Origin of the sequence: Streptomyces sp. NPDC051740, assembly GCF_044453165.1 — a bacterium.
Lineage (GTDB): Bacteria > Actinomycetota > Actinomycetes > Streptomycetales > Streptomycetaceae > Streptomyces > Streptomyces atrovirens.
This window is the reverse complement of the sequence record NZ_JBITCL010000013.1, coordinates 37284-63288: the sequence shown is the minus strand read 5'-3', so window position 1 is coordinate 63288 and position 26005 is coordinate 37284. Positions and strand designations below refer to the sequence as shown.

Below are 26005 nucleotides of genomic sequence, written 5' to 3'. Positions count from 1 at the left end.
CGGACGGTGCGTCGACTGCCGACGGTGAGCGAGGGGTTGTTGGGTATGGCGTGCTGGTACGAAGGGCCGTTGGCCGCTTTCGACACGGAGACGACGGGTGTGGACGTCGAGACCGACCGGATCGTGTCGGCCGCCCTCGTCGTGCAGGACGCGCCGGGCGCCCGGCCGCGGGTGACCCGTTGGCTGGTGAATCCGGGGGTGCCGGTGCCGGCCGCGGCGACGGAGGTGCACGGGCTGACGGACGATCATCTGCAGCGCAACGGCCGCTGGCCGGCGCCGGTGATGTACGAGATGGCTCAGGCGCTGGCGGAGCAGGCCAGGGTGGGCCGGCCGCTGGTGGTGATGAACGCGCCGTTCGATCTGACGCTGCTGGACCGGGAGTTGCGCCGGCATCGCGCGTCGTCGCTGGGCCGCTGGTTCGAGCGGACGCCGCTGCTGGTGCTGGACCCGTGGGTGCTGGACAAGCATCTGGACCGCTATCGCAAGGGCCGGCGCACGCTGACCGATCTGTGCGCGCACTACGGCGTCGCCCTGGAGGGGGCGCACGACGCGGCGGCGGACGCGACGGCCGCGCTGGAGGTGACCCGGGCGGTGGGGCGGCGTTTCGCGTCCCGGCTGGAACGGCTGTCCCCCGCCGAGCTGCACCCCTTGCAGGCGGTGTGGCACGCGGCGCAGGCGCGGGGGCTGCAGGCGTGGTTCGCGCGCACGGGCACGGACGAGGTGGTGGACCCGGCGTGGCCACTGCGTCCGGATCTTTCGGCGGCGGCATGAGCCTGGGAACCTGCGGTGTACTCAGGAAAAGGGGGTGCGGGTGGCGGAGCCCCCGCCACCCGCGGCGCAGCCGCGCAGAAAGGACGATGGCGACTCCGCCTGCGCTTTCCGCAGGCACGAGCCGCCATCGACATGGTGGGCGATACTGGGTTCGAACCAGTGACCTCTTCGGTGTGAACGAAGCGCTCTCCCACTGAGCTAATCGCCCGGGAACGCACTGAACAATACAGGTCCGGGGACGGTTCCTTCAAACCGCTTCCAGGTGGGCGGCCAGGCCGCGCCGGCCGGCCCGCATCATCAGCGCGTGGTTGGCGCGGAAGACGGGCCGTCCGGGCACGGCGAGCAGGCGCAGCAGTGGTTTGCGGACGTCGACCTCCTGCTCGTAGTGGGCGAGGCAGCCGTGGGGCCCCAGGCCGGTGACGGTCCAGCGGGCCCAGCCGTCGATGTCGCCGGAGAGGCCGGCCTCCAGGATCCCGGTCTCCGGGTCGCGTCGGCCCTCCCGCACGGTCGAGGTCAGGTCGTACGGCAGGAGGGAGCGGATCGTGATGATCCCGCTGGTGTCGTCGAGCCGGGTGACGTCCCGTACCTGGGGCCACCACAGGGGGTAGTCCTCGATCCGTTCCAGGACCCGGTAGACCACCGGGGCGGGCGCGGACAGGGTCCACAGACTGCGGAAGCGGTGATGGTTCCAGTCCATGGACGTCGTGTTCCCGTCCGCGCCCGTTGTGTGCGTCTACGGCATCCGGTCCCCGAGCAGCGACAGCAGCTCGATGGCGGCGAGGCCGTAGAGCGCGGTGTCGTTGGTGGACACCCAGGTGGCCTCACTGCCGGCGACCAGGGCCGTCGGGCCGCTGACCTTCTCGGTCTTCCAGGGTGCCGACTCCTTGTAGCCGTCGGAGTTGTAGAACTTCTGCCAGGCCCTCTCGGCCAGCTTCTCGTCGCCGGTCTGTACGGCGGCGTAGGCGTCGAGGCGGGAGTGGCCCTGGAAGAGGATCAGGCTGCCGAAGTTGGAGCCGTAGCGGGCGGCCTGTTCCGTCTTGCTGGCGTTGAAGTAGCGGCAGTAGTCGTAGTACGCCTCGTTGAACTTCGGCATGTCGACGAGGTCGATGAGTTCGGCGCAGAGTTCGTTGAGGCCGAAGACGGCCGACAGGTGGGAGACGCCCACCACGGGTTCGTCCGCGATCGCGAACCTCCCGGTGTCGAGGTCGTACAGGCCGGTGCCCTGGACGAAGCCGTTGGGCTGGGCGGCGATGGTCTCCATGGTGGAGAGCACGCGGGCCTTGGCCTTCTCCCACTTCGGGCCCCTGCGTTCCCACTCGGTGAGCCAGGCGGAGACCAGTCCGCTCCAGTCGGTGCCGAAGCCGATCGACAGGGCGTTGCGGTCCGGCGTGTACGGCTCGGTGCGGATCTTGCGGATGGGGTCGAGGACCAGGAAGGTCTCGTCGGAGTCGACGTTGGCGTGCATGAGGTCGCCGACGCGTTCGTCCGCGGTGAGGAAGTAGTAGTAGCGCCGGTAGGTGGTGTTGGCGATGCGCTGCTGCTTGGCGCTGTCGGCGAAGTGCTGGACGCCGTGGCGGGTGCCGAGGCCGGCCCACTTGCCGATGTGGTAGACGTCGACCTCGCCGGTGTGGCGGGTCATCGCCTCGGCGAAGCGGAAGATGTCGGCGCGGCCGGAGCGCAGGTACGCGTACCAGAGCCACAGGTCGGGTGAGAGCTCGGAGTTGTCCCAGGCGTAGCCGCCGACGTCGTACCGCCACTGGTGCCGCACGGTGTCGTAGGTGTGCATGATGTCGCCGTAGTCCCAGAAGCCGTACCAGCGGCGCTGCTCCACCTGGTCCTTGTAGTAGGTGAAGAGGAAGTCGAGGTGGTCCTCGATCCTGGCCTTGGCGGGGGTGGAGCGGTCCGGTTCGGCGAACAGGCCCTTGCCGAAGACGCCCGCGGCGATGAGCTGCTTGGGCGGGGCGGCGAGCTGCGGGAGGACGCGGACCGCCTCGACCTGTTCGGCGAGCCTGTCGGCGCTCGGGGTGGACTCGTTGGCCCAGAAGAGGAGTTCGGAGGTGCGGGCGATGCCGTACGGGGTGCCGAAACCGGGCTCGTAGTCCTCGTAGGTGATGTTGAGGCCCTCGAGCTGTTCGGGGAAGGTGTCCTGACCCATGCCGTCGTGGTAGAAGCGCAGGTCCATGGGCTGGGCCTCGGGTGACCAGAGCCAGAGGGTGACCTCGGCCTCGTCGGTCTGGGCGTCGCGGATGTCGAGCTGGGCGGGGTGCTTCTCCCAGAAGTCGCGCAGGCCGAAGGAGAGGCCGCCGGTGACGCCGCCGACGTAACCGAAGCCGGAGGCGCGCCGGCCGCCGCCGGCGCCGATCCAGCCGTGGCCCTTCTTGGTGCGCTTGCGCAGGGTGAAGCCGTCGGCGGAGAGCTGGGAGAGGGTGTAGTCGCCCCATTCGGGGATGTACTGCAGGCGGGTGGTGACCCGCTGGTCCCAGGTGGCGGGGTCGGGCAGCTTCTCGCCGGCGAACTGGGCGGCCTGGACGGCGGCTCCCGGGTCGCGGCGCAGTCCGGTGATGCCCTTGACGGCTTCGCGGAGCAGGCCGGTGCCCTCGCCGCCGAGGCGGATGTGGCGGTCGTAGGACTCGTCGCGCATGGGGACGGTGAAGCGGACGCCGAGGCCCCGGATGAAGTCGCCACTGGCCTTGCCGGGCTCCTGCTTTCCGTCGTAGGTGATGGTGTGCACCATGCGGAAGGAGTCGGCGCCGGCGTAGAAGTAGAGGCGGATGGAGAAGGGCAGCAGGTCGCGCCGGCCCTTGCGGTGCTTGCCGTCGACGCGGACGACCGCGCGGACGGGGCCCTCCTGCTCGACGGTGACGTCGGAGATGGCGCCGTCGAAGCGCTCGGTCCTGGCGGTGGTCTGGTCGCCGTCCTCGTACTCGGGCTGGCGCAGTACGACGAGGCGGCCGTCGCGGGCGATCTCGGTCGAGCCGCGACGGACCGACTTGACGATCGTGGAGCCGGACGTGCCGATCCTGGCGGTGATGACACCGGTGGAGATGTCGATGGTGCCGCCGCGCTTGTCGACGGTGACCTTCTCCTCGGGCGCCGCGGGCGCCCCGGTGGTCAGGGTGAGCTTGCCGGAGCCCGAACTCACGGCGTGCGCGGTCCACTTGAGGGAACCGTCGGGCCAGTAGGCGAGCGGCCAGGACTGGACGGGGACGGACTTTCCGTCGGCGTCGGTCAGCGCGAAGGTCTGGTCCTCCTGGTGGGCGCCCTTGGGCCAGGGCACGCCGACGGTGGAGCCGGGGGCCGCGCCGAGGCCGCCGTCCTCCAGCCAGTCGAGCGTCACCGGGTCGGCGTCGGCGGCTTCCGCGCGGGGCGCGGCGGCGGCGTTCTGTGTTCCCAGGGCCCAGCTGAACTGGGCGGCGGCTCCGGCGACGGCGGCCGCCTTGAGCAGGGATCTGCGGGGGATGGGGGACATGGCCTTTCCTTTCCGTTGCGACACTGCAAGGTGATGTCAAGGGCATGACAGAGAGAGGCGCGGCGCCGAAGCGCCGGCCTGGAAAGAGGGGCACCGCCTCTCAGCGGTGCCGGTACCGCGTCTCCACGGCGACGGCCGCCGCCGCGACGGCCCCCAGGACGGGGACCGCCAGCGGCGGGACGAACCAGGCGGACAGGGCCACGACGGCCAGCCCGCAGACGACCAGGAAGGACCCGGCGGGATCGAGCACGGTCCGGCGGCCGGCGTCCGCGAGCAGTGCCCGCCAGGGGGTGCCGGGCGCCCAGAGGGCGGCCGCCCGCAACAGGGCCACGGCGGCCCCGATCAGCACGAAGACGCCGACGGCCCCGACGAGCGGCCCGCCGGGCAGCCCGGCCCGGGCGGCCAGGACGTCCACCCAGACCGCGACGGCCACCGCCCACCCGGCGAGCCCGACGGCCCACCCGCCGCGCACGGCCGTGCGGAAGTCCGTGACGAACTCCCGCAGGCCGCCGCCCTGGTGGGTGGTACGGCGCCGCAGATGCCGCGCGCCGGCGGCGAAGGCCGCGGGGTAGGTGACGACCCCGAGACAGGCCACGGCGATCCACACGCCGGTGAGCAGGCACTCGGCGAAGACCGAGAAGCGCTCGCCGAAGACCGACTCCCTGCGCGAGGTGCGCGCCTTCACGCGTGCTTGCGCCATGGTGACCGCCTCAGCCCTTCAGTCCGGAGGTCGCCATACCGTCGATGAGGTAGCGCTGGAAGGCCATGAAGAAGGCGATGACCGGCACCAGCGCCACCAGCGACATCGCGATCATGCTGCCGTAGTTGGAGACGCCCTCCTGGTCGCGGAACATCATCAGGCCGAGCGAGACGGTGTACTTCTCGGGGGTGTTGAGGTAGATCAACGGTCCCATGAAGTCGTTCCAGGCGTTGATGAAGGTGAAGATCGCGCTGGTGATGATCGCGGGCCGGCTCAGCGGCAGCACGATCGACCAGTAGGTGCGCAGGTGCCCGCAGCCGTCGAGCTTGGCGGCCTCGTCCAGCTCCCTGGGCAGTCCGCGCATGAACTGCACCATCAGGAAGACGAAGAAGGCTTCCGTGGCCAGGAACTTGCCCGCGACGAGCGGCACCAGGGTGTCGGTGAGCTCCAGGTTGCGGAAGAGCACGTACTGCGGGATGAGCAGCACGTGGTACGGCAGCAGCAGCGTGCCGATCATCAGCGTGAAGAGCAGGTTCCGTCCGGCGAACCGGATCTTGGCGAAGGCGTACGCGGTCAGCGAGCTGGACAGGACGACACCGGCCACGGCGAGGACCGCGTACATCAGCGAGTTCCAGAAGAAGCTGCCGATGGAGATGCCGGAGATGCCGTCGGCGAGCCCGGAGAAGTTCTCCCAGACCGGCTTCGTGGGCAGCAGGTCGAGGCTGGCGATGATGTCCTTGCTCGGCTTGAACGAGGCGCCGACCACCCAGATCACGGGATAGAGGACGACCGCGAGGACGAGAAGCGCGCCCACGTGCCAGGCGATCGATCCGAAGCGCCGCCGCTCGTTCGCGGTGGGCAGGGCAGGGCTGGTGGCACTGGTCACTTGGCGGCCTCCTCGTAGTGCACCCACTTCTTCTGGGACCAGAACAGGACCGCCGTCACGAGCGCCACCGCGATCACCAGCGTCCAGGCCATCGCGGAGGCGAAGCCCATCTGGGCCTCCTTGAAGCCCTTCTGGTAGAGGTAACAGGTGTAGACGAGCGTGGCGTCGGCGGGCCCGCACCGGGTGTCGGAGACGACGTAGGCGGAGCCGAACACCTGGAACGCGTGGATGGACTCCAGCAGCACGTTGAAGAACAGCACCGGGGAGATCATCGGCAGCGTGACGTTCCAGAACCTGCGCAGCGGTCCGGCGCCGTCCATCTCGGCGGCCTCGTACAACTCCTGCGGGACCTGCTTGAGGCCGGCCAGGAAGATGACCATGGGCGCACCGAACTGCCAGATGCTCAGGGCCACCAGGGCGTAGATGACGTAGTCCGGGTTGCCGATCCAGCCGCCCACGTCGAACCCGAAGACCTTCTGCGTACGGTCCACGACCGCGTCGTCCGAGAACAGCGCCCGCCACACGAAGCCGACGGAGACGCTGGCGCCGACGAGCGAGGGCATGTAGAACGCGGCCCGGTACATGCCCTGTCCGCGCCGCTTCTGCGCGAGCAGCAGCGCGACGCCGAGCGCGAGCAGCAGCTTCAGGGGGGTCGCCACGACGACGTACTTGAGCGTGACCTCGACCGACTTCTGCCAGCGCGGGTCCTGGAACATCGTCGTGAAGTTGTCCAGGCCGACCCACTGGGGCGGCGAGAACAGGTTGTAGCTGGTGAACGCGTAGTACAGCGACGCGATCATCGGCCCCGCCGTGAGCAGCAGGAACCCCGCGATCCACGGCGACATGAACAGATAGCCGACGAGAGTCTCGCGGCGCCGCCCGCGCCGCCCGGCGGCGGGGGCGGCGGGCCGCTTCCCGGCCGGGCGCGCGGGCGCTTCCTTGACGAGCGTCATGGTGGTACGTCCCCTCAGCCGGCGAACGCGGCCTTGGCCTCGCCGAACAGCGCCTTGGCGGCGTCGGCCGGCTTGGTCTTGCCCTGGGCGACCTCGCCACCGATGCGCAGGAACGCGGCCTCGATGACGTCGGCGCCCGACGGGTGCGGGGTGATCTTGCCGAGGACGCCGGCCTCGGCGACCTCCTCCTCGTAGGCCGCGACGCCCTTGTTGTTGTCGTCGGTGGGCTTGAACGCCTCGTACTGCTCGGTGGTGGCGAGGATGCCGCGGTCGTAGCCCATGATCTTGCCGACCTCGGGGTCGTGGACCATGAAGTCGATGAACTGGGCGACTTCCTTGGGGTGCTCGGTTCCGGAGAAGGCGCTCAGCATCAGCGAGCCGAGGTACTGGCCGGTTTCCTTGCCGTCCGTGGTGGGGATCGGCGCGAGCCCGTAGTCCGACTCGCCCTCGCCCTCGTAGCGGATGGAGAAGTTGTCCCAGGTGAACTCGGACGCCGCGAGGCCCGCCGAGAGCGCGGACTTGGGCTTGACCTGCTCGACCTTCTTCGGGTCGGCGACGAGCCCGGACCGCACGCGCTTGTAGCCGTCCTCCCACCACTGCGTCAGGTCGTCCTCGGTGAAGCCGAGGTCGGTGTCCGTGAAGAAGGCCTTGCCGTTCTGGCGCAGGTAGAGGTCGTAGAGGTACATGATGCTGAAGTAGCCGGTGTCGCCGGCGATCTTCAGCTTGTCCTGGATCGTCTGCAGCGCGTCGAAGTACTCGTCCCAGGTCCAGCCGAACTTCGCCTCCACGCCGGCCTTCTCGAAGGCCTTGAGGTCGATGACGAGCGACATGGTGTTGGCGCCGACGGGGACGGCGATCTGCTTGCCGTCGACCTGACCGTTCGCCAGCACGCCGTTGCGGAAGTTCTCCAGGCTCAGGTTTCCGGCGTCCGCCTGCGACTTGAGGTCCAGCAGAACACCGCGCTTGTCGTACTTGCGCAGGAAGCCGACCGCATTCTGGAAAACGTCCGGCGGATTCCCGCCGGAGGCCTGGGTCTGGAACTTCTCCCAGAACGCTTCGTAGTCGGTGAATTCAGGCTTGATCTTGATCTTCGGGAACTTCTTCTCGAACAGCGCGATCGTCTTCTTGATGGCGATGGTGCGCGGTTCGCCACCCCACCACGCGTAACGGATCGTGACCGTTCCGTCTCCCGAGCCGCTGCCGCCACCGCAGGCGGTGGCCGTCGCACCGATCCCCGCGACGGCCAGCGAGGCCCCCGCCGCTTTGAGGATCGTCCGCCTCTCCACATTCCCACCCTGCTGCATATGAGCCTCCCAGCGACGTTCGCGTCCGCCTCATGAATCGTTTCAAGTAAGCGCTTGCTGGCACAAGTTACGGAGGGCCTACGGGCACGTCAATGATTCGGACAGGAATTCATGTGCGCCGCGATCCGGCACCGGTGGCGGCCATCTCGCCCGCAGAGCCGAGACAGGCCACGAACTCCCAGGTGGCAGCCCTGCGGTCGACCCGCCGAACACGTCGGAGCCTACCGGGACGGGCGCGGCGGAAGGTCACGGTTGGATGAAGACGGCCGGAAGCGGAACGTCTCGGAGACACGGGAAGGGCCCTCTCCCGGCGGCACCCCGCCGCGGACGCACCCCGCCGGCCGCACACGACGAGGCGGCCCGGCTCACGATTCGTGAGCCGGGCCGCCTGATGATCCGGTGGGCGATACTGGGTTCGAACCAGTGACCTCTTCGGTGTGAACGAAGCGCTCTCCCACTGAGCTAATCGCCCGGACGCAGGAAGAACATTACCCCATGTCAGGGGATGACCGTGACCAGCGGGGAGCGGTACACCCGCCCCCCGCCGCACCTCACTGCTCCTCGATCTTCCAGGGCATCACGAGACCGAACTTCCACAGGTAGACACCGGCCAGCGCGGCCACGATCACCAGGCCGAGCGAGGTCAGGATGATGTTCCGGCGCCGCACCTTGGGGTCCAGGGCCCGCTGGGCCGCCTCGGTGACCTTGCGCTTGGTCCAGCGCAGCACCAGCTGGGCCCAGACGAACTCGGTCGCCCAGATCGCCATGCCCCCGAAGATCACGACCCAGCCCGGTCCCGGCAGCACCAGCATCGCGGCACCGGCCGCCACGACCGCGAGGCCGACCACGAAGACGCCGACCTGCCAGCTGAAGTGCAGCGCCCGGCGCGCCTTGACGAACTCCGGTGCGCGCGATCCGAGCCCTCGCTCGTCCCGGTTCTCGCTCTCGTCCACCGTCACCCCGTGGGCCGCCACCGCGGCCTCGACAGACTTGTCACTCCCCGTGTTCATGCATCCAAACACTACCCGAGCCGAACACATCACCGGAATGGACGCAGGGCGCGAACGATCTTTCGGCCGGAAGAGTTACGTAATCCCACGCAAAACACTCAGAGGGGTTTACAACGGCACCGTAGGTGGCATGTCGATTTGGCCGACGTGCGAATCCCCGAGCGCACACTGAGCGAAAGGCCCTGGCGCTTATGAACACCACGGTCAGCTGCGAGCTGCACCTGCGCCTCGTTGTGTCGAGCGAGTCCTCCCTGCCTGTCCCCGCAGGCCTGCGGTACGACACGGCCGACCCCTACGCCGTGCACGCCACCTTCCACACCGGAGCCGAGGAAACCGTCGAGTGGGTGTTCGCCCGCGACCTCCTGGCCGAGGGACTTCACCGCCCCACGGGCACCGGCGACGTCCGCGTCTGGCCGTCGCGCAGCCACGGTCAGGGCGTCGTCTGCATCGCCCTGAGCTCGCCGGAGGGGGAGGCCCTGCTCGAGGCCCCGGCAAGGGCTCTGGAGTCCTTCCTGAAGCGCACCGACGCCGCCGTGCCTCCCGGCACGGAACACCGGCACTTCGATCTCGACCAGGAGCTCTCGCACATCCTGGCGGAAAGCTAGGCGAGGCTCGCGAAGCCGCCCGGCGCCGTCGACTCGGGGAGACGGCTCGGGCCCGGACAGCCGCATACGGGCAGCCGCATACGGCTCACACACGACAGCGCCGACACCGCGGGGTTCCGCGGGCGGCGCCGTCGTGCTGTGCGCACGCCGAGCCGGTGCCGGCCGAACGGGTGATCGGGAACGACGGCCGGTCTCCGCGCGTTGCATTCGAAGCCATGTGCGGAGCGGGGAGGTACGGGGCGCGCCGGAGCCACTACCATCGGCCAGCATCGGCGGGCGCCCGCCCGACCCCCAGGCCAGGGAGCGAACTGTGCTGATCACCCACGACACCCGGTGCGCGCTCGACACCGTGGTGGACCTGGTGAACTCCGCGCCGGAGGACGACACGACACCGGAGGGGCTGCCGGACGTCGCGGCTCTCGAGGAGTTCGTGCGGCAGCACGAGGTCAGCGAGGTCGGGGTGCTCACGGAGTTCGACCTGGCCGCGGTGCGCAAGATCCGCGGCCGGTTCGCGGCGGTCTTCGCCGCTCCGGACGCCCGCGCGGCCGCCACGCTGATCAACGAGCTGATCGCGGCCGCGGGCACCACGCCCCGGCTCACCGACCACGACGGCTACGACTGGCACGTCCACTACTTCGCGCCCGGCGCCTCCGTGGCCGACCACCTGGCCGCCGACTGCGGGATGGCGCTGGCGTTCTTCGTGGTCGCCGGGGAGCAGGAGCGGCTGCGGCGCTGTGAGGCCCCGGACTGCCGGCACGCCTTCGTCGATCTCTCCCGCAACCGTTCGCGCCGCTACTGCGACAGCCGCACCTGCGGCAACCGTCTGCATGTGGCCGCCTACCGGGCGCGGCGCAAGGAGGCGGCGGGCTGACGCCCACGCGCACGAAGCGGCTCGATGCCGTGCCGACGCGGTCCCGACGGGTGACGCCGGGTACCGCGGGTACGGCTCACAGCCACAGCAGGTCGTGCAGGGCGGCCATGAGCAACAGACACCCGATCACCGCCAGGAAGATCATCAGCGGTGGCTGGGAAAGGGCGAAGAGGCATCCACGCGGCTCGTCCTGCTGCCGCGCGGCATCGCTCTGTGTCGTGTCCAGCATCTCGCGGCGATGATGACGCATCGGGAGCGCCCGACGCGATCAACACTCACGGAGTGAGTGTTGATCGCCGATTCCGCGATCTACGGTTCGGGTTGTGATCACTTCCGGGCGCTCGCGGACCCACTGTGACGTTTCTGCCGGTCGCGCGCATTCACCCGTGGTGCGCCACTGTCATATGCCGTGCTTCTTGAGGATGGCCTCGATGTCGCTGAAGTCGTCCTCGCCACGGGAGGCGGGAGCGGGGCGGGCCGCCGGGCGGGACCCCTGGCCCAGGGAGGGCGCGGAGGCCCCGGGTGCCACCGCCTCGGGTCGTGCCGCGGCCCGCGCGGCCTTGCGCTCCTTACGGGTGCCGCCGCGTCGGCGCTCCACGGTGCGGGTGGTCGCGAACAGCACCCAGGACAGGCCGAGCACTCCGAAGCCGGCCCATGCCGTAGGGCTGAAGGCGGTGTCGGCCAGCCAGTCGACGACGCCGGTCATCACCAGACCGAGGGGAACGAGCGAGTAGGCGGCGATGCGGGCGGCCGCGAGGAAGCGCTTGCGGTAGGCCGTGACCGCCGCGATGCCCAGGCCTGCCGCGGAGACGGCGGAACAGACGGTCTCGGCAATCATCCGGTCCTCCAGACAGGTGGGGTCGCTGTGACGCCTCGTCCCTTCCATCCTGCACCCGCATGGCCCGGTCGGGCCATGCTCCGGCCGGACATCAGGGACATCTCCGGGTCGGTGATCCTCCGTAGGTCCGACTGCCGGTGTGGCCGCAGGGTGCGGTGACCGGTGTGTTCCTGGCACCCGGCGTCGGTGCTCCCCGGCCAGGGGCTGCCGTCTCCGGACCCCCGCTTCGGCCCTGAACGGGCCTCGTTCTCGAACTCCCCCGGACGGGCTGGGACGTAGCACCGGACGGGCTGGAGAGATGCGCCGGACAGAGGCAAGGCGGCCCTTCGGACGTCCGATTGGGTGGTCCGGGGCCCGGCTGGGAGACTGTGACCATGAGTGACTCCTCCCCCGCCCGCCCCGCCGCCCCCGTCCTCGACGTCTGGTGCGAGCTGCAGTGTCCGGACTGCCGAAGCGCCCTCGACGACCTCCGTGCCCTGCGGGCCCGCTACGGCGACCGCCTGGAGCTGCGGCTGCGGCACTTCCCGCTGGAGAAGCACAAGCACTCCTTCGCCGCCGCCCAGGCCGCCGAGGAGGCGCTGGAGCAGGGGCGGGGATGGCCGTACGTCGAGGCCGTGCTGGGACGGGTCGAGGAGCTGGACCGCCGGGGAGAGGACTTCCTCGTCGGGATCGCCCGGGAACTCGGCCTGGACGCCGAGGAGTTCGACACCGCGCTGATCGACGGACGGCACATCCTGATCGTGGACGCGGACCAGGCCGAGGGCAAGGCGATCGGGGTGACGGGCACCCCGACGTACGTCATCGGCGGTGAGCGCCTCGACGGCGGCAGGAGCCAGGAGGGTCTGCGCGAACGCATCGAGGAGATCGCGGACCGGCTGCTGGCCGAGCAGGAGGGCCAGTGACCCGAATCGGAGATTCCCTGGTGGATCGCCGGCCGCCCGGCCGGGGCAGGTCTCCCTGCCGGCAGGCGAGGGCCGCTTGGATCGAACGTCGCATCCAGCAGAGGACTTCCGACTCGGGGCACCAGGGTCTGTCCGGCGGATCGCGCCGGAGACGCGGGGCTTACAAGGCGGCCTCGGTCCCCTCCGACTTGAGCCACCGGACAGGCCCCAGGGGTGCCGTCCGGGCCGGGCCGGGCCGGGCCGGCTTCAGGCGACGGCGCCTTGTGGCCGACCCGGGGGGGGCGATGACGAGGGTCCCCTCCGGGGAAGTGCGTGCCAGACCCCTCGCCCCGGGGAGAGCCGAACGACACTCCCTGTCCCCCGGGAACGCCGCCCACCGTCACAGAAGCGGCTTGTACATCGAGTACTGCGTCGTGCCGTAGCCGAGTGAGTCGTAGAGCCGCTCGGCCGGGGTGTTGCCGGCGAACACGTTGAGGCCGATGGTCCGGTTGCCCGCGGTGACCGCCTGGGCCTCGGCGAGCAGCATGAGCGCGCGTCCGTGTCCCCGGCCGCGGTGGGCGGCGTCGGCCTCGACGTCGAAGACGTAGGCCCGTTCCCCGCGCACCGACAGCCACAGGGTGCCCACGGGCGTGCCCTCGTGTTCGAGGACGCTGAAGAGCATGTCCTCGGTGGCGTGGCCGTCGGGCAGCAGCGCGGCGTGGTCGTTCGCCGCCTTGGCCCGCGCCTCGGCCTCCGGCACCCCGCGCCGGATCCAGTCCCCCGCGTAGTCCTCCTGGCCCTTGGCCGACCAGGGCCCGAACTCGTCCTCGGTCATGGGCCGGGCCACACTGCCCTCCGGAAGCGCGGGCGGGGTCTCCGCGAGGGCCTTCTCCATGGTCCGGTTGCGCACGACGTAGCCGAGCGCCGTGGCCAGCCCGAGGGCGGCCCGGGCGTCGGCGGGGACCGTCGCCTCGATACGGCGGCACCCCCAGCCGCGCGCCACCTCCTCCGCGGCGAGCGCGGCCACCGTACCCCGGCCGCGCCGGCGGTCCGGCTCCTCGACGCGCAGGCCCGTCATCCGGGCGACGGCATCACCGAAGACGGGATGCGTGCCGAGAAGAACCGCCCCGACGGGGCGGCTGTTCACGCACACCTGGTAGCGGCGCGAACGCGTGCCGTCGGGGTTCTGCTGAAGCGGCTCGACCGGCCGCAGGGTGGTGGTCATCAAGGGTGTTCTACCCGCCCTCCCGTCGCCCACCACCGCCCTTGTCCGAGGGCCCTGCGGGCCCGCCCCATCCGCCCGCACCCCGGACCAGCCGGTTCTCGGGTCCGTCACGGATCGAGGTCGTCCCCGGAGCGCTCGTCGAAGATCCGCATGGCCTTGGCGGTCACCGGGCCGGGGGCGCCGGGCAGTTCGCGGTCGTCGACGCGGTGCACGGCCTGGACGTCACGCAGGGTGGAGGTGAGGAAAACCTCCTCGGCCCGCCCCAGCACGTCCAGCGGCAGGTCGGTCTCCTTGGCGCCGGTCCACTCGACGGCGAGGGCGCGGGTGATGCCGGCGAGGCAGCCGGAGGCGAGCGGCGGGGTGTGGAGCTCGCCGTCGAGGACGACGAAGACGTTCGACCCGGTGCCCTCGCAGAGCTGTCCGACGGTGTTGCCGAACAGCGCCTCGGACGCGCCCCGCTCACGGGCGCGGGCGAGGGCGACGACGTTCTCGGCGTACGAGGTGGTCTTCAGGCCGGTGAGCGCGCCGCGTTCGTTGCGGGTCCAGGGGACGGTGACGACGGCGGTGGAGTCGGGGCGGCGGGTGGTCTCCCCGAGGGCGACCACGAGGGTCGGGCCGTGCTCGCCGCGGTCGGAGCCGAGCGGACCGTGGCCGCCGGTGTAGGTGAGGCGCAGCCGGCCGAGCGGCATCGGGTTGGCCTCCAGGACGGCGGCGCAGGCGCGGCGGACCTCGTCGAGGTCGGGGGCGGGCAGCCCGAGCCCGCGGGCCGACCGGGTCAGCCGGTCGAGATGCCGGGTGAGCGCGAACGGACGGCCGTCCACGGCCTTCACCGTCTCGAAGACGCCGTCGCCCACGGTCAGTCCGTGGTCGAAGACGGAGACACGGGCGGACTCGGTGTCCTGCAGCCCGCCGTCGAGCCAGATCTTCACCCCTGGGTCCCTTCAATCGTCTCGTACGTCCCCGACGCTACCGCGAGCAGCCGGGAGGCCTTCAGTTCGGTCTCCCGCCACTCCCCCTCGGGATCGGAACCCCAGGTGATCCCGGCACCGGTGCCGAACCGCAGGACGGCGCCGCCGCCCGCGGTCCGGTCGATCCAGAAGGTGCGGATGCCCACCGCGAGCACGCCGGTGCCGCGGTCGGCGTCGACCCAGCCGACGCCGCCGCAGTACGGGCCGCGGGGCGCCGTCTCCAGCGCGTCGATGATCCGTAGCGCGCTGGACTTGGGCGCGCCGGTGACGGAACCGGGCGGGAAGGCGGCACCGAGCAGTTCGGGCCATCCCGCGCCGCCCCGTAGTTCGCCCCGCACGGTCGACACGAGGTGGACGAGACCCGGGTGCTTCTCGACGGCGCACAGGTCGGGCACGGTCACCGTGCCGGTGGCGCAGACCTGTCCGATGTCGTTGCGGACCAGGTCGACGATCATCACGTTCTCGGCGTAGTCCTTCTCCAGCAGGTCGGCCTCGGTGCGCCCGGTGCCCTTGATCGGCCCGGACTCGACGACCCGCCCCTCCCGCCGCAGGAACAGTTCGGGCGACGCGGTGGCGATCTCCACTCCGTGGCCGGGCAGACGAATCGTTCCGGCGTACGGGGCCGGGTTGCCCCGGGCGAGCAGGGCGGTGAGGGCGTCCACGTCGGCGCCGGACGGTACGGGCGCGGACAGGACGCGGCAGAGGTTCGCCTGGTAGACCTCGCCGGCGGCTATGTGCTCGCGGATACGGCGTACGGCCGTCGTGTACGCGCCCCGGTCGAGCGAGGACGTCCAGTCGCCGGCCGCCGGCCCCCGCCAGGCCCCCGGCACGGGGGCGGGCACCCGCTGTTCCCGGACCTCCCGGAAGCGGGCGCAGGTCAGGCGGCCCTCGAAGTCGGCGGCGACGGCCCAGAAACCCGCGGAGTCCAGGGCGGCGGGATCGTCGGTGACGTCGAGGAGTCCGGTGGCGACGCGGTCGCCGAAGCGGGCGAGAGGGGGCAGGTCCAGCACGCGTCGAGTCTATGGCGGGCGCGGTTCGGGCGGCCCGGGCACGTCCGTGAGCAGGCGCAGCGCAGCACGCTGCACAAACGGGTTTTTGTACTGGCCCGGGAATCCGCTAGAGTTCAGTTCGTCGCCGGGACGCGCAAGCCGACCGAAACGACAGGCGGACGTAGCTCAGTTGGTAGAGCGCAACCTTGCCAAGGTTGAGGTCGCGAGTTCGAGCCTCGTCGTCCGCTCGAAGGAAGAGGGGGCTTCCCGGTCCCCTACACTCCTGGTGGAGTGGCCGAGAGGCGAGGCAACGGCCTGCAAAGCCGTCTACACGGGTTCAAATCCCGTCTCCACCTCCAAGGACGATTAGCTCAGCGGGAGAGCGCTTCCCTGACACGGAAGAGGTCACTGGTTCAATCCCAGTATCGTCCACTTGGATCTTCGGATCCTGGATCTCCGGATCCCCCGCGCGATTAGCTCAGCGGGAGAGCGCTTCCCTGACACGGAAGAGGTCACTGGTTCAATCCCAGTATCGCGCACGCAGTGCCCGTGATTCGCTCCATGGAGTGATCGTGGCCCCGAGGACGATTAGCTCAGCGGGAGAGCGCTTCCCTGACACGGAAGAGGTCACTGGTTCAATCCCAGTATCGTCCACACCGCCCGAAGCCCCCGGTCCTCCGACCGGGGGCTTCGTCGTGTCTCCGTCAGCTGGAGAAGAGCATGTGCCCGAAGCTCTTGTGGCGGTGGTGACCGTGGTGGCCGCCGTGCGGGGCGCCCCAGGCGGGGGCCGGCGCGGCGGGGTAGGCCTGCGGGGCGGCGGGCGGGGCCGGCGGCGCGGGCTGCGACCACTGGGACTCCAGCCGGGTCAGCGACTCCAGCTCGCCGTAGTCGAGGAAGATGCCTCGGCACCCGCTGCACTGCTCGATCTGGACACCGTTGCGGTTGTAGGTGTGCATCGGGGCACGGCACTTCGGACACTGCATGATCGGTTCAACTCCTAGCCGGTCGTTCCTGCTTCGCGTATCGCCAGGACAGACTCTGTCCGGCTGCGGCTCGGTTGCACCCTACTTCGGGAAACTTCGGCTCAACTCGACGGTGCGGGAGGACGGACCGGGCCCATGCGCGCACAGGCGTCGACCAGTGCCTGTTCCACCTCGTCCAGGAACCGGCCGGCCGCGACGGCCTTGGTGACGGCGCGGGCGGCGGTCTGGGCCGTGAGGGCGCGGGCCGGGACGTCCAGCGCGGTCCAGAGGTCGCCGTCGGGCGGCACGGCCGGGCCGCCGGCCGCACGGTAGGCGGTCAGGAAGCGGTGCCACTCGTCGGGGGCGAGCAGTCCGCAGGCGTACCAGGCCGCCGGGCGGGCCAGGTCCCACGCCGGTACACCGGTGCCCAGGTCGTCGACGTCGATGAGCAGCCAGGGGCCGTCGTGCGCGGGGTGGCGTATGAGCTGGCCGAGGTGGAGGTCACCGTGGCAGAGGGTGGTGGTGTCCGGCACGGGGGCCTCGCCGCGGGCCCAGGGAGGGAGGGTGGCCCAGGCGTGCAGTACGGGGGCGGTGGCGGGGTGGTGGGGGGCGGTGGTGTGGAGGAGGGCGATGGCGCGGGCGGCCTTGGCGGGGCCGCGCATGGGGGGTACTGCGGTGGGGGCGGGGGTGCGGTGGAGCAGGGCGAGGAGGGTGGCCGCGGCTTCCCAGGGGGCTGCGTCCGGGTCGTCCGGGTCCACGGGAGTGCCGTACGGCCAGTGGGTGACGAGTCGTCCGTGCAGCTCGGTGGGTGTGGGGGTGAGCGGGGGGAGGAGGATGCCGGGGAGCCGGGTGGCCACGGTGAGACGGAGGGTCAGCTCGGCGGGGTCGGCGTCGGGGGCGTGGGCCTTGGCGACGGTGCCGGCGTGTCGTACGACGGTGGCGTCCTCGCGGGCGGCGAGGGTGGCGGTGGCGCAGTGGCAGGTGCGGGAGCCGGCGTGGGCCGTTGCCGTGACGTGGGCTGTCAGGGCGGGGAGGAGGTCCGTGGTCACGGGGTGAGGGTACGGGGCGGTTGCCAGGGCGGCGTGGCCCGGCGCCTGCGGGTGCCCCGGCGTCGGGGGGGCCGGGGTGTTCGCGCGGCCCGGCGCCTGCGCGGGCATCGGACGCGCACCCCCGGATTCGTGCGGGCAGAGCAATGCCGGCGCAGCTCCCCAGCTGCGCCGGCATTTTGCCGTCCGCCGCACCCCCGTCCCCACGGGGTTTCATGGGTGGATGTCCCCGCCCGGACCGCTCTTCCGGGCCTGGGGTCGCTGTTCAGCGCCCCAGCATCTCACCCACGGACGACGCCTGTGTGGCCACTGTCTCCCACCCGTCGAAGACGAGGAGGAGCAGGACCGCCAGAGGAAGGGCCATCAACGTCGCCACCAGCGGATGGCGACGCCCCTCGCCGCGTTCCCGCGTGCGGATCAGTGTCCGCGGTGCCGTGTACGCCATGGTCCCTCTCCTGGCCGTTTCTGTTGTCATTGACAGCGGCGGGCGTCTGACCTCGGGGGACGAGTGCTGCACCCGCCGCTTGACCTCAAATCTAGGGGCGCGGCGCTCCCCCGGCGTCATGCCCTCGTACCGATTGCCTGGCCTCCCGGAGGATGAGCCCTTCCCCACGGTGTACTCCCCTGGGTGGAGACGGGGTCCTACGCCTCGGGGACATCCCCGAAGGACCGCCCGCTCTGCCCCGCTTTCTCCGAGCCGTCCTCCCGCGGCACCGGCTGTTCCACCAGCGCGAGCACCCGGTTCGCCATGAATCGGGCGGTCCGCACGACCGTGCCGCTTCGGGTGACTTCGCTCACTTCGACGACCCCCCGCCGCACCGCCGTCTCCACCCGGCGCCCCGCCCTGCTCGCCACCACCTCGTACGTACGCGTCGTGTCCCCCGCATCCACGACGATCTCCACACGGTCACCCTTCACGCGATCAATCCCCCTTCACCGTCGGGTGGTTGGAAGCACCAGCCGCGCGAACCAGGTTTGCCCGCGCGCTCCCTGACCACTCTTCGAGTCTCCCACCCCCCACTGACAATCCACCGCCCCGAGAGGGCGCGGCCTCTGCGCACGGACGGCCGTGGAAACGTAAGCTGTGGCACGTCACAGGACCGGGCAGCGGGGATGAACATGGCGATGATGCGCCTGAGGCGCGAGGACCCGCGCGTCGTCGGCTCTTTCAGGCTCCACCGACGGCTCGGCGCGGGTGGGATGGGCGTGGTCTACCTGGGCTCCGACAAGAAGGGGCAGCGGGTCGCGCTGAAGGTCATCCGGCCCGACCTGGCCGAGGACCAGGAGTTCCGCTCCCGGTTCGCGCGCGAGGTCTCGGCGGCCCGCCGCATCCGCGGCGGCTGCACGGCCCGGCTGGTGGCCGCGGACCTCGACGCGGACCGTCCCTGGTTCGCCACGCAGTACGTGCCGGGGCCCTCGCTGCACGACAAGGTCGCCGACGAGGGGGCGCTCGGCGCGGCCGACGTCGCCGCCGTCGGCGCGGCCCTCTCCGAGGGGCTGGTCGCCGTGCACGAGGCCGGTGTGGTGCACCGGGACCTCAAGCCGTCCAACATCCTGCTGTCCCCGAAGGGGCCGCGGATCATCGACTTCGGCATCGCGTGGGCGACCGGCGCGTCGACGCTCACGCACGTCGGCACGGCGGTCGGTTCGCCCGGCTTCCTCGCCCCGGAGCAGGTGCGCGGCGCGGCCGTCACCCCGGCCACGGACGTGTTCTCGCTCGGTGCCACGCTCGCGTACGCGTCGATGGGCGACTCGCCCTTCGGGCACGGCAGTTCCGAGGTGATGCTGTACCGCGTGGTGCACGAGGAGGCCCAGCTGCACGGCGTCCCGGACGCCCTGGCCCCCCTCGTCCGCGCGTGCCTGGCGAAGGACCCCGAGGAGCGGCCCAGCACGCTCCAACTGTCGCTGCGGCTCAAGGAGATCGCCGCGCGGGAGGCCCAGGGCCTCGCCGACGTACGTCCGCCGGCCCCGCGCAGTGCCGAGGCGGAGCGGCCCACCGGACGCCTCGCGGACACCTACCCGGAGCGGGCGCGGCGCCGGCAGGGCGGTCAGGGAACCCCGCCACCGCGCGGACGCGGCCCCGCGCCCAGGAACAGCGGTTCGTCTCCCGGACGGAACAGCCGGAGCGTGCCCCCTTCCCGGAGCGGCGGCGCGCGCGACAGCTCCCCGCGCGGAGGCGCTCCGTCCCGCAAGGGACCGCGCCCCACACCGGCCTCCCGGAACACCACCCGGTCCGGCACCGGCACCGGTGCCCGTCGGCCGGGGCCCCGGCCGACGGGCACCGGTCTGCGGCCGGCCAATCCTCGACTGCTCAGGCAGCGGCTGTTCGTGTTCGTCGTCGTGACGCTGGTGGTCGCGCTGGGTATCGCGCTGGTGCAGGGCTGCCAGGGCCCCGGGTAGGGGCCTGCCGACGGCACACCGACCGGGCCGCTACTCCTGCGGACGCCCGGTGGCCACCGCGTAGAAGGCGACGGCAGCGGCGGCTCCCACGTTGAGGGAGTCGACGCCGTGCGACATCGGGATGCGGACCCATTGGTCAGCGGCGGCCAGGGCCCGGTCGGAGAGACCGGCTCCTTCCGCGCCCAGCATCAGGGCCACCCGGTCCATACGGTGCGGTGCCACCTCGTCCAGGGACCGGGCCTTCTCCCCGGGGGTGAGCGCGAGCAGCTCGAACCCGGCCTCGCGCACCGCCTCCAGTCCCTTGGGCCAGGTGTCGAGACGGGCGTACGGCACGGAGAAGACCGCGCCCATGGAGACCTTGACGCTGCGGCGGTAGAGGGGGTCGGCGCAGTCCGGGGAGAGCAGGACGGCGTCCATGCCGAGGGCCGCCGCGGAGCGGAAGATCGCACCGATGTTGGTGTGGTCGTTGACCGACTCCATGACGACGACGCGGCGGGCGGTCCGCAGCACGTCCGGCGCCGACGGCAGCGGTGTGCGCTGCATGGAGGCGAGCGCGCCGCGGTGCACGTGGTAGCCGGTGACCTGTTCGGCGAGCGCGGGGTCGACGACGTACACCGGGGCGGTGGCCCGGTCGATGACGTCGCGCATGACGTCGACCCACTTCGCGGACAGCAGCATCGACCGCATCGCGTAGCCGGCTTCCCCGGCGCGTCTGATGACCTTCTCGCCCTCGGCGATGAACAGGCCCTCGGCGGGTTCGCGGCGGCGGCGCAGTTCGACGTCGGTCAGGCCGGTGTAGTCGTGCAGCCGCGGGTCGGCGGGGTCGTCGACGGTGATGGGTTCGGCCATGTCACGCCGTCCCGCGCGGGCCCACGGCGACGACCTCGCCGATGACGATGACGGCCGGCGGCTTGACCTCCTGGGCGACGACCGTCCCGGCGACCGTGGCGAGGGTGGCGTCGACCCGGCGCTGGGCGGCCGTGGTGCCCTCCTGGACGAGGGCGACCGGGGTGTCGGGGGACTTGCCGTGGGCCACCAGGGTCTCGGCGATCCGGCCGATCTTGTCGACGCCCATGAGGACGACGAGGGTGCCGGTCAGCCTCGCCAGGGACGGCCAGTCGACCAGGGAGCGCGCGTCGTCGGGGGCGACATGGCCGCTGACCACGGTGAACTCGTGGGCTACGCCCCGGTGGGTGACGGGGATGCCGGCCGCGCCCGGGACCGAGATGGAGCTGGAGATGCCGGGGACGACGGTGCAGGGGATGCCCGCTTCGGCGAGCGCCTGGAGTTCCTCCATGCCGCGGCCGAAGACGTACGGGTCGCCGCCCTTGAGCCGGACCACGGACTTGCCCTGCTTGGCGTGCTCGATCAGCGCGTTGTTGATGGCCTCCTGGGCCATGAAACGGCCGTAGGGGATCTTCGCCGCGTCGATCACCTCGACATGCGGCGGGAGTTCGGCGAGCAGGTCGCGGGGGCCGAGCCGGTCGGCGATGACGACGTCGGCCTCGGCGAGCAGGCGGCGGCCTCGCACGGTGATCAGGTCCGGGTCGCCGGGGCCGCCGCCGACGAGGGCGACGCCCGGGGTGCGGGTGCGGTGGTGGGGGGCGACGAGGGTGCCGTCGCGCAGGCCCTCGACCACGGCGTCGCGGATGGCGGCGGTGTGGCGGGGATCGCGGCCGCGTGCCCTCGTCGTGAGGACGGCCACGGTGACGCCCTCGCTGGACCCGGTGGCCGGGGTCCACGCCGTGGCCGCGTCGGCGTCGTCCGAGCGGACGCACCACACGCGGTGTGCTTCCGCCTCGGCGGAGGCGCGGGTGTTCGCGTCGGTGTCGCTGGTGGCGATGAGGGCGTACCAGGCCTGCGCGAGGTCGCCCTCGGCGTAGGGGCGGCGGTGCCAGGTGATCTCGCCGGCGTCCGCCATGGCCTCCACGGAGGGGGTGGCCCCGGGCGACACGAGGTGGATGTCGGCGCCGGCCGCGATCAGGGCGGGGAGGCGGCGCTGGGCGACCTGGCCGCCGCCGAGTACGACGACCCGGCGGCCGGTGAGGCGGAGGCCTACGGGGTAGGGGGGGTGTTCGGCCATCAGGTGAGGCTCCTCGGACAAGCGGTGGGTCAGCGGGCACGCTGCGGCTTTGGAGCGAGCCTGACGTGGGGATTTTATGCGCGCGTCCGGTGGGGGCCGGAGCGGGTGAGGTGTTTTCCCCAGCCCGCCCCTCCCCGAGACCGGGGGCGCTGCCCCCACCCACCCGCACGTGCGGGTGGGTGGGTGGACGGCTGTGCCCACCCGTTCCGCCTGGGGCACCACCCAGACCCTCAAGGTACTGGGGGAGGAACGACTGCCCACAGCCGTCCGGGCTACTTCTCGGTGACGCCCGCCGAATCGAAGGTCGCCACCTCGTGCATGGCCCGTGCCGTGCTCTGGACCAGGGGGAGGGCCAGGAGGGCGCCCGTGCCTTCGCCGAGGCGGAGGTCCAGGTCGACCAGGGGACGCAGGCCCAGTTTGTTGAGGGCGGCGACGTGGCCGGGCTCGGCGCTGCGGTGGCCCGCGATGCAGGCGGCCAGGACCTCGGGGGCGATGGCCCGGGCCACCAGGGCAGCGGCACCGGCGCTGACGCCGTCCAGGATCACCGGCGTACGCAGCGACGCGCCGCCGAGGAGCAGGCCGACCATGGCGGCGTGCTCGAAGCCGCCGACGGCGGCGAGGACGCCGACGGGGTCGGCCGGGTCCGGCTGGTGGAGTTCGAGGGCGCGGCGGACGACCTCGGTCTTGCGGGCGAGGGTCTCGTCGTTGATGCCGGTGCCGCGGCCGGTGACCTCCGCCGGGTCGGCGCCGGTGAAGACGGAGATGAGGGCGGCGGACGCGGTGGTGTTCGCGATGCCCATCTCACCGGTGAGGAGGGCCTTGTTGCCGGCCGCGACCAGGTCGCGGGCGGTCTCGATGCCGACCTCGATGGCCTTCTTGGCCTCCTCGCGGGTCATCGCGGGCCCGGTGGTCATGTCGGACGTACCGGCGCGGATCTTGCGCGGCAGCAGACCGGGGGTGGCCGGGAGGTCGGAGGAGACGCCCACGTCGACGACGCAGACCTCCGCGCCGACCTGGGCGGCGAAGGCGTTGCAGACCGCTCCCCCGCCGAGGAAGTTGGCCACCATCTGGGCGGTGACCTCCTGCGGCCAGGGGGTGACGCCCTGGGCGTGCACCCCGTGGTCGCCGGCGAAGATCGCGACGGCCGCGGGCTCCGGGATGGGCGGCGGGCACTGGCGGGACAGGCCGGAGAGCTGGGCGGAGATGATCTCCAGCATGCCGAGCGCCCCGGCCGGCTTGGTCATGCGCTTCTGGCGCTCCCACGCCTCGCCGAGCGCCTTGGCGTCCAGCGGGCGGATCTGTGCGACGGTCTCGGCGAGCAGGTCGTGGGGGTCCTCTCCGGGCAGGGCGCGACGGCCGTACGTCTCCTCGTGCACGACCCAGGACAGCGGGCGGCGCTTGGACCAGCCGGCCTGCATCAGCTCGGGCTCGTCCGGGAACTCGTCGACGTAGCCCACGCACAGGTAGGCGACGACCTCGAGGTGCTCGGGGAGCCCCAGCGCGCGGACCATCTCGCGCTCGTCGAAGAAACTGACCCAGCCGACGCCGAGGCCCTCGGCGCGGGCGGCGAGCCAGAGGTTCTCGACGGCGAGCGCGGAGGAGTACGGCGCCATCTGGGGCTGGGTGTGGCGGCCGAGGGTGTGCCGGCCGCCACGGGTGGGGTCGGCGGTGACGACGATGTTCACGGGCGTGTCGAGGATGGCCTCGATCTTCAGTTCCTTGAACTGCTTGGCCCGGCCCTTGGGGAGGGACTTGGCGTAGGCGTCGCGCTGGCGCGTGGCCAGTTCGTGCATGCTGCGCCGGGTGTCGGCGGAGCGGATGACGACGAAGTCCCAGGGCTGCGAGTGGCCGACGGAGGGCGCGGTGTGGGCGGCCTCCAGGACGCGGAGCAGCACCTCGTGCGGGATGGGGTCACTGCGGAAGCCGTTGCGGATGTCCCGGCGTTCGCGCATGACCTTCAGTACGGCCTCGCGCTCCGCGTCGTCGTAGCCGGGGGCGGCCGGACCGGTGGGCCGCGCGGTTTCCGCGCCCACGCCGGCGCCCTGGGTGTCGAGGTCGTCCGGGTTCTGCGCGGGTTCGGCGTCCGCCTCGCGGGGTTCCCCGGCGGGGACGGCCACGCCCTGGGGCGGGGTCGGCGCGACGTGCGGGGTGGTGGGCACGGTGCCGTCCACGGGCCGGTCCGGCTCGGGCTCCGGGGGGACGGTACCGGTCAGGGGGGTGGTGGGGGTCTGCTGGGGGCCCTGGACCACGCCCGCGCCGATCACGGGGACGGCGTCGGCGGCACGGGGCGCCTCTGGGGCGACGGCGGCCGGGACCTCGGGCGTGGGGGCCTCCGCGAGGGCTTCGTCGCACGCCGTTCCGGAAGCGGCTTCGGCGGTGGTGTCCTCCGCTTCCGCAGTGGGAGGTACGGCGGTGTCGGCGCCCGGCGCGGGGGCTTCCGGGGAGGCTCCGGAAACCCCGACATGCTCCGGAACGAGAGCCTCCGCACCCGGCACCGGAACGGCCTGGTCGTCCTCGGGCTCCTCGACGGCCTGCGCCTCGACAGCGTCGGCACCTGGTGCCTGGTCGGCCTCGGCCACCTCGGCGACCTGCGGCACGACGGCCTCGGCACCCGGCACCCGAACAGCCTGGGAAACCTCGGCCACCTCACCAGCCTGCGCCGCAGCAGCACCGGCACCCGGCGCCTGGTCGGCCTCGGCCACCTGCGCTTGGACGGCCTGAGGAACCTCAGCCGCCTCACCAGCCTGCGGCACGACGGCCTCGGCAGCCTGCACCTGAACGGCCTGAGGAACCTCAGCCGCCTCACCAGCCTGCGCCTCGACAGCCTCGGCACCCGGCGCCCGACCGGCCTGAGGCGCCTCGCCCTCCTGCGCGGCGGCCTCCGGTCCGGGCTGCCGAACAGCCTGCGGTGCCTCAGCCTCCTGGGCGTGGTCCGGTGCGGTGGCCACCGCACCCGGGGCCTGGACGTCCTGCGGCGCCTCGGCCCCTTGCACGGGCACGGCGGCCTCCGCGACCGCGGGGTCGAGACCCGGTACCTGAGCACCGTGGGAAGCGTCCGCCCCCGGGGCGTACTCGGAAACGGCGGCCTGAGCGGGGTCCGGCACGGCGACCGGTGCCTGACCGGCCTGCGGCACCTCGGCCGCCGGGGCGTGCTCCGGTGCCGTGGGCCCGGCGACCGGGGACGCCTCCGGTTCCGGAGCAGCGGGCTCGGGTACGGGCTCGGGTGCCCGGGCAGCCTGCGCGGGCTCGGCGGCAGCCGTGCCGGACGGGCCGTGCTCAGCGGCCGGGACCGGAACGGGTCCCTGCTCCCCGCCCTCGACCGGGGCGCTCGCCGCAACGGCGGCAACGGCACCCCCGGTGTCCTGCTGCACCGCCCCCGCCCCCGCCTCCGCGGCGACGCGGGTCACGACCGCCTGGGCCGCGCCCATCGGTTCCGGAGCCGGAACAACCGTTTCCGCGGCCACCGCCCCCGCGCCCACCGTGGGCTGCGCGCCCCAGGGAGCCGCGGCCTGCGGTACCGCCGCCTCGCGCGCGTGCGGCACGTCGAGGTACTCGGGGCCGAGGGACGGCGGGCCGGCCTGGCGGGCCGGCACGTCGGCGGGACCGCGGTCGGCGAGGGTGCGCACCGGGCCGGCGTTGACGTTGGGGATGGGCGGGCCGAGGTGCAGCGGGCGGCGCGGCGCCGGCTGCGGCGGCTCGGGGAGCCGGACGCCGCCGAGGTCGACCGAGCCGCTGTCGCGGCCGGACATCTCGTGCGGGCCCGGCTGGTGCACGGTCTCGACGACCGGCTCGGGCGTGGGCGGGGCGATCTCGTTGCCCCAGGCGCTCTGGGCGCCGGGCAGCAGCAGGTCTTCTTCCTCGGCGGGACTGTCGGAGAGGTAGGTGTACGCGTCGGGCGCGGGGACGCCCGGCTGCTCCACCATGCCTGCGTTCTCCGGCAGTCCCTCGCCCGGGACCTGGCCGGTGTCGGTCATGCGTACCCCTCGCCCATCGGTTAGTGCTCCTACGACCAGCTCACCCGGAACGGCGCACCGACCGCCCCAC

The 26005-nt window shown here is 72.1% G+C and carries 24 protein-coding genes and 7 tRNA genes; 10 read left to right on the top strand and 21 right to left on the bottom strand.

Annotated elements, in window-relative coordinates; genetic code table 11:
- Positions 1 to 45 precede the first annotated feature (45 nt).
- Complete coding sequence (locus tag ACIA6T_RS22175; RefSeq protein WP_385049169.1) at positions 46 to 771, top strand: 3'-5' exonuclease; 726 nt, start codon at positions 46 to 48, stop codon at positions 769 to 771.
- 133 nt (positions 772 to 904) lie between these two features.
- Here the strand turns inward: ACIA6T_RS22175 and ACIA6T_RS22170 are convergent.
- The 9 genes from ACIA6T_RS22170 to ACIA6T_RS22130 form a co-directional block, all read right to left on the bottom strand.
- Positions 905 to 979 (bottom strand) — tRNA-Val (locus ACIA6T_RS22170).
- A 39-nt stretch (positions 980 to 1018) separates the two neighbouring features.
- Entirely contained in the window at positions 1019 to 1468 is a 450-nt protein-coding gene (locus ACIA6T_RS22165) for an SRPBCC family protein (protein ID WP_399448182.1), read from the bottom strand.
- 36 nt (positions 1469 to 1504) lie between these two features.
- Positions 1505 to 4240, bottom strand: a complete 2736-nt coding sequence (locus ACIA6T_RS22160; protein WP_399448180.1) for a Tat pathway signal sequence domain protein — start codon at positions 4238 to 4240, stop codon at positions 1505 to 1507.
- A gap of 100 nt (positions 4241 to 4340) precedes the next feature.
- Positions 4341 to 4940 (bottom strand): hypothetical protein, encoded by a 600-nt coding sequence (locus tag ACIA6T_RS22155; protein WP_399448179.1) that lies wholly within the window; start codon positions 4938 to 4940, stop codon positions 4341 to 4343.
- 10 nt (positions 4941 to 4950) lie between these two features.
- On the bottom strand, positions 4951 to 5826 hold the full coding sequence (locus tag ACIA6T_RS22150; protein WP_399448178.1) for a carbohydrate ABC transporter permease: 876 nt from the start codon (positions 5824 to 5826) through the stop codon (positions 4951 to 4953).
- The gene (locus ACIA6T_RS22145; RefSeq protein WP_399448177.1) at positions 5823 to 6779 is read right to left on the bottom strand and encodes a carbohydrate ABC transporter permease; all 957 of its coding nucleotides are present in this window, start codon (positions 6777 to 6779) and stop codon (positions 5823 to 5825) included. Before ACIA6T_RS22145 ends, ACIA6T_RS22150 begins: the two co-directional genes overlap by 4 nt.
- 14 nt (positions 6780 to 6793) lie before the next feature.
- Complete coding sequence (locus ACIA6T_RS22140; RefSeq protein ID WP_371101826.1) at positions 6794 to 8083, bottom strand: ABC transporter substrate-binding protein; 1290 nt, start codon at positions 8081 to 8083, stop codon at positions 6794 to 6796.
- A 400-nt stretch (positions 8084 to 8483) separates the two neighbouring features.
- A tRNA-Val gene (locus ACIA6T_RS22135) sits at positions 8484 to 8555 on the bottom strand.
- A gap of 79 nt (positions 8556 to 8634) precedes the next feature.
- Entirely contained in the window at positions 8635 to 9093 is a 459-nt protein-coding gene (locus ACIA6T_RS22130; protein ID WP_399448176.1) for a TIGR02611 family protein, read from the bottom strand.
- A 191-nt stretch (positions 9094 to 9284) separates the two neighbouring features.
- Here ACIA6T_RS22130 and ACIA6T_RS22125 point away from each other — a divergent pair, with 191 nt between their 5' ends.
- Positions 9285 to 9698 (top strand): SsgA family sporulation/cell division regulator, encoded by a 414-nt coding sequence (locus ACIA6T_RS22125; protein ID WP_004002642.1) that lies wholly within the window; start codon positions 9285 to 9287, stop codon positions 9696 to 9698.
- A 310-nt stretch (positions 9699 to 10008) separates the two neighbouring features.
- Entirely contained in the window at positions 10009 to 10569 is a 561-nt protein-coding gene (locus ACIA6T_RS22120; protein WP_073933740.1) for a CGNR zinc finger domain-containing protein, read from the top strand.
- A gap of 76 nt (positions 10570 to 10645) precedes the next feature.
- On the opposite strand, the gene ACIA6T_RS22115 is transcribed toward ACIA6T_RS22120, so the two are convergent.
- The gene (locus ACIA6T_RS22115) at positions 10646 to 10798 is read right to left on the bottom strand and encodes a hypothetical protein (protein ID WP_399448175.1); all 153 of its coding nucleotides are present in this window, start codon (positions 10796 to 10798) and stop codon (positions 10646 to 10648) included.
- A 171-nt stretch (positions 10799 to 10969) separates the two neighbouring features.
- Positions 10970 to 11407 (bottom strand): hypothetical protein, encoded by a 438-nt coding sequence (locus ACIA6T_RS22110; protein WP_399448174.1) that lies wholly within the window; start codon positions 11405 to 11407, stop codon positions 10970 to 10972.
- Between the two features lie 374 nt (positions 11408 to 11781).
- Between ACIA6T_RS22110 and ACIA6T_RS22105 the strand changes: the two genes are divergently transcribed.
- On the top strand, positions 11782 to 12309 hold the full coding sequence (locus tag ACIA6T_RS22105) for a DsbA family protein (protein WP_399448173.1): 528 nt from the start codon (positions 11782 to 11784) through the stop codon (positions 12307 to 12309).
- 379 nt (positions 12310 to 12688) lie between these two features.
- Here the strand turns inward: ACIA6T_RS22105 and ACIA6T_RS22100 are convergent, their stop codons facing one another.
- The 3 genes from ACIA6T_RS22100 to ACIA6T_RS22090 form a co-directional block, all read right to left on the bottom strand.
- Positions 12689 to 13513 (bottom strand): GNAT family N-acetyltransferase, encoded by an 825-nt coding sequence (locus ACIA6T_RS22100; RefSeq protein ID WP_399448172.1) that lies wholly within the window; start codon positions 13511 to 13513, stop codon positions 12689 to 12691.
- Positions 13514 to 13620: 107 nt separating this feature from the next.
- Positions 13621 to 14442 (bottom strand): aminotransferase class IV, encoded by an 822-nt coding sequence (locus ACIA6T_RS22095; protein ID WP_399448171.1) that lies wholly within the window; start codon positions 14440 to 14442, stop codon positions 13621 to 13623.
- Positions 14439 to 15491: a chorismate-binding protein gene (locus ACIA6T_RS22090; RefSeq protein WP_399448170.1), complete on the bottom strand. Its 1053-nt coding sequence runs from the start codon at positions 15489 to 15491 to the stop codon at positions 14439 to 14441. The genes ACIA6T_RS22095 and ACIA6T_RS22090 overlap by 4 nt, the downstream gene beginning before the upstream one ends.
- A gap of 154 nt (positions 15492 to 15645) precedes the next feature.
- On the opposite strand from ACIA6T_RS22090, the gene ACIA6T_RS22085 reads away from it, so the two are divergent.
- The 5 genes from ACIA6T_RS22085 (at position 15646) to ACIA6T_RS22065 (ending at position 16124) form a co-directional block, all read left to right on the top strand.
- Positions 15646 to 15718 (top strand) — tRNA-Gly (locus tag ACIA6T_RS22085).
- Positions 15719 to 15755: 37 nt separating this feature from the next.
- Positions 15756 to 15829 (top strand) — tRNA-Cys (locus ACIA6T_RS22080).
- Between the two features lies 1 nt (position 15830).
- Positions 15831 to 15902: transfer RNA gene (locus ACIA6T_RS22075), tRNA-Val, on the top strand.
- A gap of 35 nt (positions 15903 to 15937) precedes the next feature.
- Positions 15938 to 16009 (top strand) — tRNA-Val (locus ACIA6T_RS22070).
- A gap of 43 nt (positions 16010 to 16052) precedes the next feature.
- Positions 16053 to 16124, top strand: a tRNA-Val gene (locus tag ACIA6T_RS22065).
- A 50-nt stretch (positions 16125 to 16174) separates the two neighbouring features.
- Here the strand turns inward: ACIA6T_RS22065 and ACIA6T_RS22060 are convergent.
- From ACIA6T_RS22060 to ACIA6T_RS22045, 4 genes are all read right to left on the bottom strand, one after another.
- Positions 16175 to 16453: a zf-TFIIB domain-containing protein gene (locus ACIA6T_RS22060; RefSeq protein WP_073933736.1), complete on the bottom strand. Its 279-nt coding sequence runs from the start codon at positions 16451 to 16453 to the stop codon at positions 16175 to 16177.
- 101 nt (positions 16454 to 16554) lie between these two features.
- A complete protein-coding gene (locus tag ACIA6T_RS22055; protein ID WP_399448169.1) occupies positions 16555 to 17481 on the bottom strand; it encodes a phosphotransferase family protein in 927 nt (308 codons plus the stop codon).
- Positions 17482 to 17743: 262 nt separating this feature from the next.
- A complete protein-coding gene (locus tag ACIA6T_RS22050; protein ID WP_030867596.1) occupies positions 17744 to 17923 on the bottom strand; it encodes a hypothetical protein in 180 nt (59 codons plus the stop codon).
- A 197-nt stretch (positions 17924 to 18120) separates the two neighbouring features.
- The gene (locus ACIA6T_RS22045; RefSeq protein ID WP_073933733.1) at positions 18121 to 18396 is read right to left on the bottom strand and encodes a hypothetical protein; all 276 of its coding nucleotides are present in this window, start codon (positions 18394 to 18396) and stop codon (positions 18121 to 18123) included.
- Between the two features lie 195 nt (positions 18397 to 18591).
- Here ACIA6T_RS22045 and ACIA6T_RS22040 point away from each other — a divergent pair, with 195 nt between their 5' ends.
- Positions 18592 to 19878 carry a protein kinase gene (locus tag ACIA6T_RS22040; RefSeq protein WP_399448168.1) on the top strand — a complete coding sequence of 429 codons (1287 nt, stop codon included), beginning with the start codon at positions 18592 to 18594 and terminating at the stop codon, positions 19876 to 19878.
- Positions 19879 to 19908: 30 nt separating this feature from the next.
- Here the strand turns inward: ACIA6T_RS22040 and ACIA6T_RS22035 are convergent, their stop codons facing one another.
- The 3 genes from ACIA6T_RS22035 to cobT form a co-directional block, all read right to left on the bottom strand.
- A complete protein-coding gene (locus ACIA6T_RS22035; protein WP_399448167.1) occupies positions 19909 to 20727 on the bottom strand; it encodes a TrmH family RNA methyltransferase in 819 nt (272 codons plus the stop codon).
- A 1-nt stretch (position 20728) separates the two neighbouring features.
- Positions 20729 to 21961: a uroporphyrinogen-III C-methyltransferase gene (gene cobA, locus ACIA6T_RS22030; protein ID WP_399448166.1), complete on the bottom strand. Its 1233-nt coding sequence runs from the start codon at positions 21959 to 21961 to the stop codon at positions 20729 to 20731.
- Between the two features lie 272 nt (positions 21962 to 22233).
- Positions 22234 to 25935: a nicotinate-nucleotide--dimethylbenzimidazole phosphoribosyltransferase gene (gene cobT / locus ACIA6T_RS22025; protein WP_399448165.1), complete on the bottom strand. Its 3702-nt coding sequence runs from the start codon at positions 25933 to 25935 to the stop codon at positions 22234 to 22236.
- Positions 25936 to 26005 lie beyond the last annotated feature (70 nt).